At 64.7% G+C, this 16,733-nt stretch carries 16 protein-coding genes; 2 read left to right on the plus strand and 14 right to left on the minus strand.

The features are described from left to right. Positions 1 to 42 precede the first annotated feature (42 nt). Positions 43 to 1,317, plus strand: coding sequence for an MFS transporter (locus J7U37_RS17045; RefSeq protein ID WP_247636495.1), 1,275 nt, complete (start codon positions 43 to 45; stop codon positions 1,315 to 1,317). A gap of 28 nt (positions 1,318 to 1,345) precedes the next feature. Here J7U37_RS17045 and J7U37_RS17050 read toward each other — a convergent pair whose 3' ends face one another. Both J7U37_RS17050 and J7U37_RS17055 read right to left on the minus strand, forming a co-directional pair. Next, the gene (locus tag J7U37_RS17050; protein WP_247636460.1) at positions 1,346 to 2,347 is read right to left on the minus strand and encodes a (p)ppGpp synthetase; all 1,002 of its coding nucleotides are present in this window, start codon (positions 2,345 to 2,347) and stop codon (positions 1,346 to 1,348) included. A gap of 198 nt (positions 2,348 to 2,545) precedes the next feature. Then, the gene (locus J7U37_RS17055) at positions 2,546 to 2,974 is read right to left on the minus strand and encodes a CoA-binding protein (protein WP_247636461.1); all 429 of its coding nucleotides are present in this window, start codon (positions 2,972 to 2,974) and stop codon (positions 2,546 to 2,548) included. A gap of 212 nt (positions 2,975 to 3,186) precedes the next feature. On the opposite strand from J7U37_RS17055, the gene J7U37_RS17060 reads away from it, so the two are divergent. Next, on the plus strand, positions 3,187 to 3,555 hold the full coding sequence (locus J7U37_RS17060; RefSeq protein ID WP_247636496.1) for a PaaI family thioesterase: 369 nt from the start codon (positions 3,187 to 3,189) through the stop codon (positions 3,553 to 3,555). A 26-nt stretch (positions 3,556 to 3,581) separates the two neighbouring features. On the opposite strand, the gene J7U37_RS17065 is transcribed toward J7U37_RS17060, so the two are convergent. From J7U37_RS17065 to J7U37_RS17120, 12 genes are read right to left on the minus strand one after another with little or no spacing between them, the layout of a single operon-like run. Beyond that, positions 3,582 to 5,336: a hypothetical protein gene (locus tag J7U37_RS17065; RefSeq protein ID WP_247636462.1), complete on the minus strand. Its 1,755-nt coding sequence runs from the start codon at positions 5,334 to 5,336 to the stop codon at positions 3,582 to 3,584. Next, the gene (locus tag J7U37_RS17070) at positions 5,333 to 6,247 is read right to left on the minus strand and encodes a beta-xylosidase (protein WP_247636463.1); all 915 of its coding nucleotides are present in this window, start codon (positions 6,245 to 6,247) and stop codon (positions 5,333 to 5,335) included. The genes J7U37_RS17065 and J7U37_RS17070 overlap by 4 nt, the downstream gene beginning before the upstream one ends. Then, complete coding sequence (locus J7U37_RS17075; RefSeq protein WP_247636464.1) at positions 6,244 to 7,008, minus strand: TIGR04290 family methyltransferase; 765 nt, start codon at positions 7,006 to 7,008, stop codon at positions 6,244 to 6,246. Before J7U37_RS17075 ends, J7U37_RS17070 begins: the two co-directional genes overlap by 4 nt. A 10-nt stretch (positions 7,009 to 7,018) precedes the next feature. After that, entirely contained in the window at positions 7,019 to 7,606 is a 588-nt protein-coding gene (locus J7U37_RS17080; RefSeq protein ID WP_056184612.1) for a histidine phosphatase family protein, read from the minus strand. Next, positions 7,603 to 8,706, minus strand: coding sequence for an inositol-3-phosphate synthase (locus J7U37_RS17085; protein WP_056184610.1), 1,104 nt, complete (start codon positions 8,704 to 8,706; stop codon positions 7,603 to 7,605). The genes J7U37_RS17080 and J7U37_RS17085 overlap by 4 nt, the downstream gene beginning before the upstream one ends. After that, on the minus strand, positions 8,703 to 9,824 hold the full coding sequence (locus tag J7U37_RS17090; protein ID WP_056184608.1) for a glycosyltransferase: 1,122 nt from the start codon (positions 9,822 to 9,824) through the stop codon (positions 8,703 to 8,705). Before J7U37_RS17090 ends, J7U37_RS17085 begins: the two co-directional genes overlap by 4 nt. After that, positions 9,821 to 10,927, minus strand: coding sequence for a glycosyltransferase (locus J7U37_RS17095; protein ID WP_056184605.1), 1,107 nt, complete (start codon positions 10,925 to 10,927; stop codon positions 9,821 to 9,823). The genes J7U37_RS17090 and J7U37_RS17095 overlap by 4 nt, the downstream gene beginning before the upstream one ends. Further along, on the minus strand, positions 10,924 to 12,048 hold the full coding sequence (locus J7U37_RS17100) for a glycosyltransferase (RefSeq protein WP_247636465.1): 1,125 nt from the start codon (positions 12,046 to 12,048) through the stop codon (positions 10,924 to 10,926). The genes J7U37_RS17095 and J7U37_RS17100 overlap by 4 nt, the downstream gene beginning before the upstream one ends. Then, positions 12,045 to 13,175, minus strand: a complete 1,131-nt coding sequence (locus J7U37_RS17105; protein ID WP_247636466.1) for a glycosyltransferase family 4 protein — start codon at positions 13,173 to 13,175, stop codon at positions 12,045 to 12,047. The genes J7U37_RS17100 and J7U37_RS17105 overlap by 4 nt, the downstream gene beginning before the upstream one ends. Then, the gene (locus J7U37_RS17110; RefSeq protein ID WP_247636467.1) at positions 13,160 to 14,452 is read right to left on the minus strand and encodes a TIGR04295 family B12-binding domain-containing radical SAM protein; all 1,293 of its coding nucleotides are present in this window, start codon (positions 14,450 to 14,452) and stop codon (positions 13,160 to 13,162) included. Before J7U37_RS17110 ends, J7U37_RS17105 begins: the two co-directional genes overlap by 16 nt. Next, positions 14,449 to 15,513: an NAD-dependent epimerase/dehydratase family protein gene (locus J7U37_RS17115; RefSeq protein WP_247636468.1), complete on the minus strand. Its 1,065-nt coding sequence runs from the start codon at positions 15,511 to 15,513 to the stop codon at positions 14,449 to 14,451. Before J7U37_RS17115 ends, J7U37_RS17110 begins: the two co-directional genes overlap by 4 nt. Next, the gene (locus tag J7U37_RS17120; RefSeq protein WP_247636469.1) at positions 15,510 to 16,622 is read right to left on the minus strand and encodes an SDR family NAD(P)-dependent oxidoreductase; all 1,113 of its coding nucleotides are present in this window, start codon (positions 16,620 to 16,622) and stop codon (positions 15,510 to 15,512) included. The genes J7U37_RS17115 and J7U37_RS17120 overlap by 4 nt, the downstream gene beginning before the upstream one ends. Between the last annotated feature and the right edge of the window lie 111 nt (positions 16,623 to 16,733).

Raw genomic sequence — 16,733 nt, forward strand, 5'->3', positions numbered from 1 at the left:
CCCCGCCACACAGCCCTCCGCCAGCCCGCCAGCCGCCCGACCCTGCCCAGCGACACCGTTCCGGCCGCCCGCATCCTCATCGCCAGCTTCGTCGGCACCGCGATCGAGTTCTATGACTTCTACGTCTATGCCACCGCCGCCGCGCTGGTGATCGGGCCGATCTTCTTCCCGCCCGGCGATCCGGCGGTGCAGACGCTGGCGGCCTTCGCCACCTTCTCGATCGCCTTCATCGCGCGCCCCCTCGGCGCCGCGTTCTTCGGGCACTTTGGCGATCGGGTTGGGCGGAAGGCCACGCTGGTCGCCTCCCTGATGATCATGGGCCTGTCGACGGTGCTGATCGGCTGCCTGCCCTCCTATGCCACCGCCGGATGGTGGGCGCCCTTCCTGCTCTGCGTCCTGCGCTTCGCCCAGGGCGTGGGCTTCGGCGGCGAGTGGGGCGGCGCGGCCCTGCTGGCGGTGGAGAACGCCCCGCCGGGCCGGCGCGCCCTCTATGGCATCTTCCCGCAGCTCGGGGCGCCGGTCGGCTTCATCACCGCCAATCTGGGCTTCCTCGGCCTCGCCCTGGCCCTGAGCCCGGCCGACTTCCAGGCCTGGGGCTGGCGCATCCCGTTCCTGGCCAGCGCCGTGCTGGTCGGCGTCGGGCTCTATGTCCGGCTGAAACTCACCGAGACCCCGGTGTTCAAGGCCGCCCTGGAGAAGGCCGCCCCCGAGCGCGTGCCGCTGGCGGTGATCTTCACGAAATACATCCGCGCCACCCTGCTCGGCACCTTCGCGATGGTGGCCTGCTACGCGGTGTTCTACCTCTCCACCGTGTTCGCCCTGAGCTACGGCGTCTCGACCCTCGGCTTCACCCGGCCGACCTTCCTGCTGTTCGAATGCGTCGCCGTGCTGTTCATGGGCCTCGGCATCCCGCTCTCGGGCTGGGCCGCCGACCGCTATGGCCGTCGCCCCGTCCTGCTCTCCGGCCTCGTCTTCACCGCCAGCCTCGGCCTGCTGATGGGCCCGATGCTCGGCAGCGGCCAGGGCGGCCTCGTCCTGGGCTTCCTGTGCCTCGGCCTGTTCGCCATGGGCTGGCTGTTCGGTCCCATGGGCGCCCTGCTGCCCGAACTGTTCCCCACCCGCGTGCGCTACACCGGCGCCTCCGTGACCTACAACCTCGCCGGCATCCTCGGCGCCTCCGCCGCGCCGTATCTGGCGCAGCGGCTGTCGGAATGGGGCGGTGTGGGTTGGGTGGGGCTGTATTTGGCTATCGCGGCTGGGATTAGCTTTGTGGCTGTGGCTTTGATGGCGGAGACCCAGTTTAGCCCAATTTCATGAAACAGATCAGAACTCTATATTTGTATTATTACTTTGACGTATCTGGCGACCCATCACTTAGTCCTAAGTAAATTTGACCCTGCTCCCATTGCCGAAAGTTCGATCGAGCGTGTGAACTCAGGATGCTTCTAAATCTTGCCTTATCTCCTTTGTAAAGACAGTGCCTAATTATCGTGTACGGATTCATTGAAATTCCCGTTTCATCTCGATATTTGTTTATTTCCAAGATATTCTCCTTGAGAATTCGGTTGAAGCTCGCTCTCGTAATATAGGGTCTGCATCTAACGATTTCCTGCACAAAGCCATCCACTTTGTAAGGCTCAAATTCAAAATCTTTGAAAAATATCTTGGCGACCTTCTCGAAGCTAAAAGCATCGAGAGTGTTTATGCCAACCAAATCTCCTATTGTTGATACTACCACTCCGGAGCTTATAGAAGGCGCCTCGACTTCAAACTCAACTTCGATTTCCGATGTTTCTGCTTTCTGTATCTCCACAATAGTCGCATCCCGAATAGCGCGAAACTCTCGGTCGGCAAGCTCAAACAAAGCAGCAAGAGTATTGATACGTCGCTTCAAATCATTTGGAATAGATTTTTTATATTTTATTTTATGATCAATTATGCTCCATGAGTCTTGAACTACTGTTCTTATTTGTACTTCGACGTTAAAATCTTTGTAAATTGAATATTCTGGAAGATTAAGCCGGTTGGAATTATGCTTCAAATCGACATGCAATCCTTTGTAGCCAAACGTTGCTTCCGTTCCCTCTACTTCAATTATCTTATCCGTTACACCTGTTATTACAAAATTCGAACTAATGATATCTTTTATGTGTAATATCTCATCTTCATATAGACAAACAATCCGAACCCCTATTAGATCCGTTATATGGTCTTTAATGCTGTACTCCTGGTTTTTATTCTCAAGGTCTGTGCGATATTTTCTAGAAAATTTACTGACACACTCCTCTCTCTCTTTAACTCTTCCCTCGATCTTTGAGATTTTTACAACATCGGAGGCGGCGGTCAAAGAATTTATCAGAGAAACCAGAGTATTTTTTGCTAACTCCAACTTTATTCTGTTATTATCCTAAAATTCCCTGAATAAGCTTTTTTCAAGATCAAAATCTAATGAAGACATAAATCGACCCAATTATTTTTAAATGGCTCTAGATTAATACATACTCACTCTTTTGCAAAATATTTTCAAGCCTGTCATTTTGTTTGATTATCGGATTTGGACCTCAATCTTCGGGCACCGATCCATCACCACCACACACCCCGCCGCCTCGGCCCGCGCCGCAGCGGCGTTATCCCGCACCCCGATCTGCATCCAGATGAACCGTGGCACCCAAGGCAAAGCCAGAGCCTCGTCCACCACCCCACCCGCCGCATCCGAACTGCGAAAAATCTCGACCATGTCGACGGGCTCGGTCAGGTCGGCGAGGCGGGCGATGACGGGCTGGCCGAGCAGGCTCTGCCCCGCGAGCCCGGGATTGACCGGGATCACCCGGTAGCCGCGCGCCAGCAGGAATTCCATGACGTGGTGGCTCGGCCGGGCCGGATTGGCCGAGGCGCCCACCAGGGCGATGCTGCGGGTCTCGGTGAGTACCCGGCGGATCAGGGCGGGGTCGTAGGCGTCGTGGTTCGGGCTCATCCCCGATCTTGTCGGGCATGCCGGAGCATGCTGCAAGGTGAAGCCTGTCCGAACACTGGGTCGAAACCTTGCCCGACACCTTGCCCCACACCTTGCCCGACACTTCGCCCGAACCTGCCTCCGCCGCCTCGCCCGATCCGTCGCCGGACGCGCTGCCGCAAGCCCTGTCCCTCGCCGAGACCGTGGCCTTCCTCGACTCGGCCTTCCCGCAGATGGAGGCCGGCGGCCGGACCTATCACCTCGTGGAGGTCGGCCCCGGCCTCGCCCGGATGCGGATGGACCACCACGACCGCCATCTCCGCCCCGGCGGCACGGTCTCCGGTCCGTCGATGATGGCGCTGGCCGACTACGCCCTCTATGCGGCGATCCTGGCCAGCCTCGGCCCGGTGGCGCTCGCCGTCACCACCAGCCTCAGCTTCAACTTCCTGCGCAGGCCCGGACCCACCGGGCTGCTCGGCACCGCCCGCCTGCTCAAGCTCGGCCGGCGCCTCGCGGTCGGCGAGGTCCACATCACCGGGCCGGACGGCGCCCCCCTGGTCTGCCACGCCACCGGCACCTACGCGATCCCGCCGAATCGCTGAGGCCGAACTTCCGTGCCGCAGGGTGTTCAGCCGCCAAAGGCGTCAAGCGCTTCGTGCAGGCGGCGACGAAAATCCGCGCGGCGCCGCCCCAGCCGGGCGGCCTCGGCGGGGTCGCGGGTGGCACCCACGGCCAGGGTGAGCGCACCTATCTGGTATGCCACATAACAGCACAGCATGACATCGATCAGGGCCGGATCGAGGAGGCGATTCCGTGTGACCTCGACGCGACCCTGCAGGTATACGCCGGCCGGTTTGGGCAGGTCGAACTCGACGATCGCGGCGGCCAGATCCCACGCGATATCCTGCGCCCCGATCAGGTCGTGCCCCGCCGCATGGTCGAGCGCATCGGCCTTCAGGAGCCGCCCATCGGGCAGCGTCAGCCACTTCCAGGGCTGCATCCGGTTGTCGGTCTCGACCCGTCGCACCCCCCGCTCCAGCGCCGCGAGCCGAACCTCCGACCACCGCTCCAGAGCCCGCGCCCGCTCCGCGCCCAGGGCCTCCCCGGCATTGTGCCGGGCCATCGCCACCAGCGTGGACAGGTCCGCCCCGGCCTCCGGCGGGGCCGGAAACGCCGTGGCCCGGAAGGCCAGATAGTCGCCGATCCGGGCGATCCAGGCCTCCCCCTGGTCCGCCCGCAGGGGCACCGCCTCCCCATACCAGCGCTCCACCAGGAAGCCGTGGCGCAGGCCCGCCACCTCCGGGATGAACCCGGCCGCCTGGAGCGCCCGGGCCGTCGCGTGCTTGCGCCGGGCTTCGAATCCGAGACCGGCGAATTTGATATGCCAGGTGGTGTTTCCCTGTCGCATCAGGAACTTGCGTCGTTCCTGCCAGGCATTCACCGGCGGCCAGTCGGCCGGATCGGCCCAGAATTGGCGGCGCCAGCCCCCGCCGGACATGTCCTCCAGGGGCGCCGGTTCACCCCCCACGAGGTCGGTGACCCAGGTCCCGAGCGCCTGGTCCGGCCGCTTCGGCGCGCCCGCCCAGGCGTCGAACGACAGGGTCCGGCGGGCCATCCGCGTCCAACGCCGGCGGTGCTTTTCCGAGGCCTGCGGCCCCGGCATTCCGTCGTGGCTCGGGAACAGGGTGACCCGATCCTCCGCCACCCCGAGCCGGTCGAGCGCATCGAGCACCGCCCCGAAGGAGCTGCCCGACAGGCCCGGCCCCTCGTCCACCACGGCCACATTCCGAGCCGCCCGGATCGTCGCCTCCACCGCCTCCGAGAGGGCCAGGTGCCGCCGGAACGGGTGCCCCACCGGCCGCACCGTGATCAGGCGCCGGCTGCCGATCCCGGCCGCCACCATGGCGGCGAGCGGCGCCCCGATGCTGCGCAGGCCGATCACCAGCGTGTCCGGCGCGAGCCCCGCGGCCCGCGCGGCGATCCCGTAAGTCTCTGGATAGATTGCGTAAAACGCAAAGCCCTCGGCCCATCGCGTGGCGATCTCCGGCGGCAGGGCCAGCCCGGCGAGGTCCGCAAGAGCCCCGTCGAGATCCGGCACGTCGCGGTGAAATCCGCCCGCCCAGGAGGCCAGGACCGCCTCGGCCAGCCGCAGGATCAGCCCCGTCGCGCCGTCCTGGGCCGGGGAGGGGGCATCGGTGCCGCGGGCCGAAAGGTCAGCATCCGCAAGGCCTTGCAGCAACATCCCGGCCGCGATCAAAGCCGCCGCCAGGGCCTCGTGCCGGCGCAGGCCCTCGGCGTCTCGCGCCGCCCCGAGCCCGCCCGCGATCTCCGCAATGAGGTCGCGCGGGTCTTGGGGGCGATCCCGCTTGCCGAACACGATCACCGGTGGACGGCAGCGCTCACCCGCCCCGGCGCATAGCGGCGCACCATCGCGGCGCAGAATTCGGCGAACTCGTTGGGATCCTGGGGCGGACTGGTGTGGTGCGGCGCCAGCCCGCGATGCTCCGGCGTGAAGCAGAACGTCACCGTGACGTCGAAATCCTCCAGCGCCCGCATCTGCCGATCGAACCAATCGAGGGCGTTGGGGCGGAAGCTGTCGGCCCAGGACAGGCCGGTACGCAGGTAGGTCACCCCGAGGTGCTTCATCCAGGCCACCGCCTCGTCCAAGCGGTGGTCCTCGTAGTGGAACCACTGGCACAGCCCCAACGCCGGGGTATGCCGGGCGAACGCCTCCAGGGCCAGCTTCGGCGTGCCGTCCTGGCGCAGCAAGCCCATGTGGAAATGGCGGTAATAGGAGGAGCCCTCGGCCTCCCGATGGCGGGTGGTGGCCTCCCATTCGCGCGGCAGATCGTAGAGGCTGTACCAGTGGATGCGCGGCGCCTGGCCGATCAGCAGCTCCGCCGTCCGGTCGACGCCCCAGCGCTGCACCTCCTCGGCGCCGAAGGTCGAAATGCCCACCTCCGAGACCCAGACCGGCAGGTGCGTCACCGCCCGGATCTCGGCGATCTTGGCCGGCCATTCGTGGACCTGCCAGAGGTTCCAATCGAGGGGAAAGCCGTGCACCGCCACGGCATCCACCGCATCGAGGGCGCCCGCCCGCTCCATGCGCCGAATGAAGCCCGGATCGATCGGCGAGATCCCGCCAAGCACCCGCGGCAGGCTCGGGTTTTCCGCCCGGATGGCATGGCCGGCGGCGCTCACCATCTCGGCGAACAGGCGCCACTCGGGGTCAAGCTCCGGGTCCCAATGGGATTTGTTGTTGGGCTCGTTCCAGAGCATCGCGGCTTCGATCACGCTGGGATCTCCTGTGCCGGGCGCGCCGGATAGACCGCCCCGGGCTCGGCCTTCTCCGCGCAACGGCAGAGATAGACCTCCTCCTCCGGGTGCCCCACGATGGCAAAGCCGCTCGCCCGCAGCATGGCCTCGGTGCAGGCGCGGTTGGGCACCCACCAGTTGGTCGGATCGCCCGCGTAGCGCTCCTCGATGAAGTGCAGCTTCGGGTAACCGGGTTCGGCGAAGGGCGCGGGTTCGAAGAAATCGTAGTCGCCGGCCACGGGCACCACCTCGCGCGAGCCGCGCTGCATCGACTGGAACACCAGCAGGTCTTTCGCCACGGTCTCGCGGATGAGGTCCAGCGCCAGGAGCGGGTGCCGCAGGTGGTAGAGCACGCCCATGAACAGCACGACGTCGAAGCGCTCGCCCAGCGCCCCGACGTCGTAGACCGACCCTTGCGCGAAGGTGATGTCCTGTCCCGTCACCCGGGCGGCGAAGCGGGCCTGCGCCAGGTAGCGCGCATCGGAATCGAGGCCGAGGACCCGCGCCGCGCCCCGTCGTTTCATCTCGATGGCGTAGAAGCCGCCGTTGCAGCCGATGTCGAGAACGCTCTTTCCCGTCAGGTCCGCCGGAAGAGCATCGGCGAAACCGCGCCATTTGAGCGCCGGATAATCCCCGAGGAAATGGTTCGGGGCGGTCCAGACGCCGTCGAGGTTCATGTTGTGGAACCACGGGCCGAGCGCGTCGATCTCGCCCCGCAGGCGATCCTCGGATCTCATCATGGCGAACCCCTCATGTCAGGTGAGCCGTGCCGTTGAGGCTGTAAACCCGGCCGCCCCCGGGCCAGAGCTCGACGACGCTGATCGAGGCCGGCTCGACCACGAGGCGATCATAGGACGCGACGGAGAGCCCGAGGACATGCAGCAGGACGGCGCGGATGACGTCGCCATGACTGACCGCGATCAGGCATCCCTCCGGTCGCCCCGTCAGGGCCGCCATGGCGCGAACCTGCGCCTCGCCCATGCTCTCGCCGCCGGGCGGACGGTTGTCCGCTCTGCGGGTGTTCCAGGCCTGCCAGCGTGAATCGGCAGCGAGATCGGCCAGGGGCCGGCCGGTCCAATCGCCGAAATCGATCTCGTCCAGGCCGGGCTCCTCGGCGATGCCCAGTTCGAGAGTCCTGGCGATGGGCGCCGCCGTCTCGAGCGTGCGCGCCCGCGGGCTCGACAGCAGCGCCGTCGCCCCGGTTCCGGTCAGAGCGGCACTGACGAAATTCGCCTCGCGCCGGCCCTGCTCGCTCAGACGAACGCCCTCCATCCGCCCGCACAGGATGCGGTTCAACCGGTCATGGCTGCCGTGGCGGACCAGGACGATCCGGGTCACGCCGCCTCCACGGCGGATGATTCCGGCTCGCCGGCGATGAAGGCGCGTGTGCGCGCCCGTGCTTCCGCGTCGGTGAATTGCTGCGGCGGCGCCTTCATGAAGTAGCTCGACGGACCGATCAGTGCCCCGCCGATCCCACGGTCGAGCGCCAGCCGAGCGCAGCGCACCGCGTCGATCACGATGCCGGCGGAATTCGGCGAATCCCAGACTTCGAGCTTCAGCTCCATCGACAGGGGCACCCCGCCGAAGGCCGTGCCTTCCAGGCGGATCTGAGCCCATTTCCGGTCCGTCAGCCAGGGCACGTGATCGCTCGGACCGACATGGATATCGTCGGGATCGAGGGGCACATCGAGCTGGCTGGTCACCGCCCGGGTCTTCGAAATCTTCTTCGATTCCAGGCGCTCGCGCTCGAGCATGTTCTTGAAATCGGCGTTGCCGCCGAAATTAAGCTGGTAGGTGCGGTCGAGACGCACCCCGCGCTCGCGCATCAGGTTGGCGAGCATCCGGTGCACGATGGTCGCGCCAACCTGACTCTTGATGTCGTCGCCGAGGATCGGCAGCCCGCGCGCCTCGAACCGCCCCCGCCATTCCGGGTCTGAGGCGATGAATACCGGGATGCAGTTCACGAAGGCGCAGCCGGCATCGAGGGCACACTGGGCGTAGTATTCCGTAGCGGCCTGCGAGCCGACCGGCAGATAGGAGACCAGCACCTGCGTGCGCGTGCGCTCCAGTTCGGCCGTGACATCGATGGCGGGATCCTCCGCCTCGACGATGTCCTCGCGCATGTAGCGCCCGAGCCCGTCGAGGGTCGGTCCGCGTTGCACCATGACGCCGGACGGCGGCACCTCCGCGAAACGGATCGTGTTGTTCGGGGGGGCACCGATCGCATCGGCAAGGTCGCGTCCCACCTTGCGGGTATTGACGTCGAAGGCCGACACCACTGCAATGTCGCGGACGTGATAACCGCCGAGCGACACGTTCATGAGCCCCGGCACGGTCTCGGCCGGGTCGGCCTCGCGATAATGGTGCAGGCCCTGCACGAAGGATGAGGCGCAATTGCCGACCCCGACGAGGCCGACGCGGATCGAACCTGTGGTCATGCGCCGACCTCCTCCAGCAGATCAGGGCCTGCCGTCGTCACGACGCGCGCCGCGATAGCGCCGCGTAGGATCGCCTCCAGTTCCGCAGCGCGTTGCGCGGCGCTGTGGCGGGCAAGGACCCGCGTTCGGGCTGCCGTGCCGATGCGACGGCGAACCGCCTCCGGCTGCAGCCGCAGGATCGACAGCACGTCCTCAGGCTCCTGCGCCGTGATGATCTCGGAGCCCGGCGTCAGGATGGTGTCGAGGCCATCCCATGTGTCGCTGATGATGGTTGTGCCGATACAGGCCGCCTCGAACAGACGTACGCTCGGGCTGTAGCCCGCGCGGATCATGTCCCCCCGGGTGACATTCAGGGTGTAGCGGCTTGCCGCGTAGAAGTCCGGGTGCCGGTCAGGAGGCAGGTGCGCGATCCGCGTGACGTTCGCCGGCCAATCGATCCCATCCGGATATTGCGGCCCGGCGACGCAGAAACGGAGGTCCGGCGAACGGCGCGCCGGCTCGATCAGCAGGCGCTCCAGCGTTGGCTGGCGATCGAGACTATAGGTCCCGAGGTAGGAGAGATCGTAGACCACCTCACGCTCCAGCGCAGGATAGGCCTGCGGATCGACGGAGCAGTACAGGGCACGGGCGATCGGTGAGCCATAGGCTTCCTCCAGGAGGCGGAGGGTCCGGCCGCCGGTGAAGGACAGATAAAGGTCGTACTCCGCGATCTGGTGTGCAGCGAGGTAGGCGCAATCCCCAGCTTCGAGGCGTGCCAGTGTGACGGGCGTGTCGATATCGTAGAAGGCCCGAAGCCCACGGGACCAATCGAAGATACGGTCGCCGATGGCGATGCCGTCGGGCACGTAAGACCCGACGATGACCGCATCGGCCGATGCAATCGCCTCCCGGTGCTCCTCCAGCGCCGCAAGATCCGGATAGAGCGCGAAGTGGCAGAAACCTGGTTCAGCCAGATCGCGATGCTCCGCGTACCAGGGCACGTCGCGCTCCAGGAACAGCACGTCGTTGCCGCGGGCGGTAAAGGCTTTCAGAAGAGCGCGGTAGGTCGTGGCATGGCCGTTGCCCCAGGAAGACGACAGGCTCAGCCCGAGAACCACGAGGCGGAGAGGGCGGCTCACGCGACGCTCCGTGCCGGCGTCAGGGTGCCCTTCCGCTTAGCCTCGCTTCTTAAGATCGCGTCGACCTCAGCACCGCGCCGCGCGTAGGTGTGATCGGCGCTGATCCGGGCCTTCGCGCCCTCGCCAATCTGTCGCGCACGGGCCGGCGTCAAAGCCGCAAGGTGCTCGGCGACTTCGCGCCCGTCGCGCGCGACCAGTACCTCCTTGTCGGGCTCAAGAAACAGTTCGATCCCGTCCCAGGCATCGGTAATGAGGCAAGCTCCAGCTCCGGCTGCTTCGAACACACGGGTGGCCGGCGAGAAGCCCACCGCCGCCATGCTTTCGCGAGCGATGTTCAACACCGCCAGCGGCGTCGTGTTGAAGGCGTTGTGCTCCCGCGTGTAGACATGACCGAGGTGGTGCACATTGGTCGGCAGGCCTCGACTTTCCCAGCCGCTTCCGCCCAGCAGAAAGCGTCGACCCGGCAGCCGGATTGCAGCATCGAGGAAGAAGGCGTCGACCCGCGCCTCGCGATCAGGCAGGCGGTTCCCGAGGAAGGCGAGGTCTGCGGCAAAACGCGGTTCGGGAGGAACCGGGTGGTGCGTGGAAGGATCGAGCGCGTTGTAGATTGGAATGCAGCGGCGCGCGCCAAACTGTTCGTAGGCGGTGATAACCGGCGGTCCGCCACCATAAGTCAGTACGAGGTCGAGTTCCGGCATAGCACGATGCAGCCCGTGATCGGGATTGCTGCGCATCTCGGCGAGGGTCGCTGGCGCGTCAACGTCCCAAAAAATGCGGATTGCCTCCGGTCGCGACGCTGCGATAACCCCCTGTAAGAGCTCGTCATCGAAGATCCCGACGCCGCTCGCCTTGACCACGACATCAGCCGCTGCCGCTTCCGCAGCCACGCTACGCATCTCCTCCAGCGTGGTGGAATAGACTTTCACTTCGGCATACGGCGGCGGATCGATGTCACGATGCTGCTGGCGATCAAAGGCATCGGGCTCGTAGAAGGTGATGCGATGGCCATACCGCGCGAGGTCGCTGAGCAGGCCACGATAATAGGTCGCTGCGCCGTTCCAGTAGGATGACAGGAGGCTGGAGCCGTAGAAGGCGATCTTCATGCGGATCTCTCCAGTGGTTCGATGCATATCCCGGGTGCGCGAAGGCCCGCGACGATGCCGAGCAACTCCACGGCTCGATGCGCGCAGGTGTGACGCGCCGCGATGGTGGCGAGGCCGTTCGCCCGAAGGGATGCGCGCAAGTCCGGGTCTTCGCGAAGCGCCTTCAGGTGACGCGCCATCGCGGCTCCATCGCGGGCGAGCAGATAATCGGTCCCCGGCCGAAAGAGGCCTTCCGTGTCATCCCAGGGCGCACAGGCGAGGGGAATACCGCAGGCCAGCGCCTCGAAGACACGGATCGTCGGGATACCTGGAAGATGCCGGACGTAGAAGCGACGCGGCACATGGATCGTAGCGAGGTGGTGCGCGAAAAGCGACGGCGCCAGCGCGTTCGGCGCCCAGCCGCGATAGCGCGCGCCGTGGCGCTCCAGAGCCCGGATTGCCGACTTCGGGTAGCGGACGCCATAGATATCGAGGTCGAGGCCAGCATCGTTCGCCGGGGCGAAAAGGTAGGCTTCGAGTTCCTCGCTCCGCTCGTCATCACCCCAATTACCGATCCAGATCAAGCCGGCCCGCGCATTTTCGACGGCTGGAGGATGGAACAATCGGGTGTCGGCGGCCTCATGCCATACGAAAACACGCTGCCCCCATCCCCAATCCCGATAGACCGAGGCCAAGGTCTCTCCGAACGCGAGAACACCATCAAAGCCGGAAAGGTCGAAGCGACGCATCTCGTCAGGCGCGCTGACCGCGCGGTGATGGGTGTCATGGAACAAAAGCGTGTAGCGAGCTCCGCCTTTGCGCCGTGCGCCCAAAGCAGCGGCGAGCTCGGGAGCGTTCCATTCGTGAACGACGACGACATCCGCATCCGCAACGCGATCGACAACTGAGCCGACCTGAGGATAGATCACCGAGTTCAAGTCCGGATAAGCCCTGCGATACGCCTCCATTCCGGAGGATCCATGGTCGCGGATCAGGTTCTCCAAGCTCCAGGCGCCCTCCGGCTCGTAAGCTTCGACAGCATGCCCAAGGGCCATCAGTTCGCGCAGCACACCGCGGAGGAAGTGGGCATTGCCGTGGTTCCAGCATGAGGCGAGCGAGTGGGTGAAGTAGGCGATCCTCATGCGGCCGCCCCCGCCAGGGAACGGACAGGCGTTCCCGTCCAACATCCGCGGAAGACCGCGACTACGCCGCTCGTCATCGCGTCGACCCCGTAGCAACTGGAACGCGTGCGGGCTGCAGAACCCTGACGGAGACGTTCGTCGGGATCTTCGACCAGCCCCCGGATTGCCGCTGCCGCCCCCCCTGCATCCTCGGGATCGACGAACAGCGCGGCTCCCTCCCACAACTCGCGAAAACTCGCTACATCGGAGAGAACCAGCGCGCATCCTGCGCTGGCCGCCTCCAGCACAGCCAGGCCGAAGGGCTCGTACCGCGCCAGCGACAGGAAGATCGGCCGCTCGCCGAGTTGGGCCGCGATGCCCTGATCGTCGAGACGACCGAGACAATCGAGGTACATCACCTCCACACGCTCACCACCGGGGCTCTCCATCGGGCCGGCCGCGCGGAGCGGCCAGTCAAGGCGCGCGGCCACTTGATCGAGGGTCTCCGCGTTCTTGGCACGATCCCACAGACGCCCCGCGGTAAAAACGTAGGGCTGGGGCGGGAGAGAGTGGCTGTGGCCAATGGGAGAGCGACGCCCATTGCGCACCACGAGCGGGCGCTCAACCAAACCGTAGACGCGTTGCGTTGCCGCCGCGAAAGCGTGTGTCGGTGCCAGCAAGACATCCACAATGGCGCATCCCTCGGCTGTGAGATCGCGACGCCAAGCTAGGTCGGGGGGTAGAGGGCCGGTCTCGACGGCCTCCCACCATGTCCCCCCGCAGGAATGACAGACGGCCACAATCGGGACGTGATAGTCCCGCGAGGCAAGCGCCGGAGAGTGAAGGTGGACGATGTCCGCGTTCAACGTCACAGCGAGACGTGCGAGAGCGGCTCCGGCCTCCCGCACCTCTGCAGGCGCTCTTGCCATCCAGTCGAGGGACAAACCGGTGGCGAGAATCCGACAGCCGCTGGCAGCTTCGGCCGCCAAGAGACGTTCGCGGCTTGGAACCGGCCCCAGCAAGGCGATCGTGACAACGAAGCCTCGTCGCACCAGGCCCTCACCGAGATCGAGACTGTATTGCCAGATTCCGCCCAGTGCATCGGCGGTCATCAGGACATGCGGATGATCCCTCAGCGGCATCCGCATACGGCCTCCAGTTCTCGAAGCGGCAGTGGCTGCTCCTCCTGGATGTCGCTGAAGCGCTCGAACTGCGCGAGGTAATGCGCATGGGCGCGCTCCCAGGCCTGGTCGTCGGGTTCTCCCCAGAGGCGCCGATAATCCGGCGAACTTGGGTAGGGATAGAGCGGCACCGGATCGTTGGCCCAGACACCGTCTCGGCGGAGCCGGTCGCGCCATTTACGGACCATCGCTGGATCATCGCCTGCCATGGCGATGAGATTGGCCTGGACAAAGGGAACGCTGCGCCTGGCATAGATCAGTCGCTCGGCAAGATTGTCGGTGGAGGCGCGACACTTCTTGTCGAGGGCAGCTCGACCAGCCTCGGTCAAGCTCTCGATGCCGGCCTCGATGGAGACACAGCCGGCAGCACCCAGGAGGTCGAGCATGTCAGGCTTCCAGAGATCGATACGGGTCTGAACACCGAAGCGCACGTTCCGGGTAACCAGCGCCTCCAGCAGCGGCCTTTGCGGAAGGAAGATCTCATCGATGAAGTAGAGGTAAGTCACGCCCTGCGCGATCAGCCCATCGATCTCTTCGAGAACATGACCATGATCGCGTCGACGATAGGCATCCCGAAAATCGATCTTCGCGCAAAAGCTGCAATGATAAGGGCAACCACGAGAAGCTTCGATCTCGGCGCCGGGCCCGTCCGGTGGGCTGTCGAACCGGTGATGATGATGGGTATGGCGGGAGATCCAGCGGTCTGGCCAACGCAGAGCCGGCAGGTCCGTGAAACGGCTCGCGTGCGGGGGACCCGTCACCACGAGCGATCCGTCCTGGCGAAACGCGACCGCTGGTACCGCGTTCAGGTCCTCCGCATCGGCGAGGCGTGCGACGATTTCCTCACACTCCCCGCGCACAACGATATCGCACGCAAGCTTGTCGAGGGTTGGCCCCGGCGTCGTCGAGCCGTGCGGACCAACTGCGACGGTGCGGCCGCCTCGGCCCGCAAGAACATCGAGAAAGCCACGCGGCACCCGCAACTCCGGCGGCGCACAGCGCCAGAACAGGTACGTTGGCGCGGTCGTGACGACAGTCAGGTCTGGAGTGAAATTGGCGACGCTTTCGGCGGCGTGAACTGCTGTCAGCGCGTCGAGATGAGCGTCGACGATCAGGGCTTCATGCCCGGCGGCCTCAAGCAACGCGGCACTGTAGCCGAGTTCCAGAGGCAGGTGCGGCGAGCGGCACCCGAAGTAGATGCTGTTGCGGTAGTCCCACGGAGGATTGACGAGAGCCACTTTCATTCGGCAGCGCCTGCCAAGGGTGTCAGGCCCAACGTCATCCCACGTTCTTCAGCGAGCCAACGCGCCAGATCGGCGATGCCGACCCGCCAGTCCATGACGGCGCCGAGCCCGAGGGCCGTATTCGCGGCTCGCGTATCCGAGACGTAGTAGCGTTGGTCGCCCTGCCGCCAGGCACGGACATGGCGCTCGATGGGCCGACCGGTCAGGGCAGAGATGTGATCGAGGACCTGCAAAAGGCTGACGGCGTTGGGCGGGCCGCCCCCAAGATTGAAGACACGCCCCTTGATCGCATCGATGCGCGCCAGGGCCGAACGATACACCGCCACCGCATCACGTACGTGCAGGATGTCGCGCACCTGTGCACCGTCTCCGTAAAGCGTGATGGGCAACCCCTCCAAAGCGCGGATCAGGAAATGGGCAACCCAACCCTGGTCCTCAGTTCCCATCTGGCGCGGACCGTAGATACAGCTCATGCGGAACACTGCCGTCGGGAGGTTGAAGCTCCGGGCGTAGTCGAGCACGTACTGGTCCGCCGCGCCCTTGGAGCAACCATAGGGCGTATGAAAGTCGAGCGGTCGCTCCTCGCCGATACCCCGCGCACGAAGAGCATGATCGACAGGCAGATAGGCGTCACCGATACGGTCGAGAGTAATCTCGGGCAGATCGCCGTAGACTTTATTGGTCGAAGCAAACAGGACCGGAATCCGACGGTCCTGCGCACGGATCGCCTCAAGCAGGTTGAGTGTCCCAACCAGATTCACCTCGGCATCTGTATGAGGCGATTCCAGGCTGGTCGTAACAGCAACCTGTGCGGCGAAGTGGAAAACAGCTTCGACTCCAACCACTGCCCGCTTCAAGGTTTCAGAGTCTCGGATATCGGCGGTGATCGATTGAATCAGACCCGGATGGCGGGCCTGAAGCCAAGCAAGATTACGGGCCACCCCAGGCCGAACGAGCGCGTCATAGACCAGGACCGGCTGTCCATCGCGCGCCAACGCATCCGCGAGATTCGCCCCAACGAATCCCGCGCCGCCGGTGATGAGGACAGGACGGCCGGTCACGCCACCAACCCACGTGCTTCGAGCTCGCGCCGCGCTTCCGCGACCCGGTCTACGGCCTGCTGCTTTGCTACCCAGGCGGCGAGTTCGGCCAAGCCCGCGGCGAAGTCCTGTTGAGGCTGGAAGCCGAGCTCGCGCTCGATCCGGGTGATGTCGGCGATACAATGCCGGATGTCGCCGGAGCGAGCCTGGCCGGTCGTTTCGGGAATGATATCCGGACGCCCCATTGCTTGAGCGAGGAGGTGGGCGACGTCGCGTACGGAGCGATCCACGCCGCTACCGACGTTGTAGACTTGGTCGGCAGCTGCGGGATGCTCAAGAGCCAGTACAAAGGCCCTCGCGACATCCTCCACATGGACAAAGTCCCGACGTTGCTCGCCGTCCTCGAAAATCATCGGCGGCTGACCGTTGTGGATGCGCGCCGCGAAGATCGCCAACACGCCCGTGTAGGGGTTCGAGAGTGCCTGACCTGGCCCGTAGGCGTTCCAAAGGCGCAGCGCCACGCCCTCCATCCCGTAGGCTGGCGTGAGGGTGAGCGTTAGGCGCTCCTGCATGTACTTCGTCAGGGCATAAACCGAGGCGAGAGCGGGCAGTTTGGTTTCGGGCGTGGGAACCGGCCGCATGGGACGTCCCTGCGCATCGAGTGGATCCCAAGGCTCGCCGGGCCGCCGTGAGCGGCGCACTGCATCATCCACCAGTGCACCGTCCACCGTGCGGTACAGCCCCTCGCCGTAGACACTCATCGAGGAGGCGACGACGACTCGCTTAACTGGTTGATTGATAAGCGCTTCGAACAGCACGGCGGTGCCGCAATCGTTGACGGAGACGTAGCGCTCCACCGCGTACATGCTCTGACCGACACCTACCTCAGCAGCGAGATGAACCACCCGATCAACGCCCTTGACAGCCGATGCGACGGCGCTGGCGTCGCGCACGTCGCCGATGATGACTTCGACTTCCTTCGGCAGGGTGCTGGTATTCCCGGAGGGGCCGTGGACCTGCTCGATCAGGCTGTCGAGGACGCGGATGCGATAGCCCCGCTCGAGAAGGGCCTTCGCAAGGTGGCGGCCGATAAATCCGGCTCCACCCGTGATCAAGATTGTTTCTTTCACGAAGCTGCTTTGCCCTAAGCTAGGAATCATGGCATTAACTTGCGTTATTTATCTTAAATAACAAATGTTAATACTGTGATTTGCTGAGACAATGTCCCGTTTGTCGGACGG

It is taken from the genome of Methylobacterium sp. 37f (assembly GCF_023093475.1).
Taxonomy (GTDB): domain Bacteria; phylum Pseudomonadota; class Alphaproteobacteria; order Rhizobiales; family Beijerinckiaceae; genus Methylobacterium.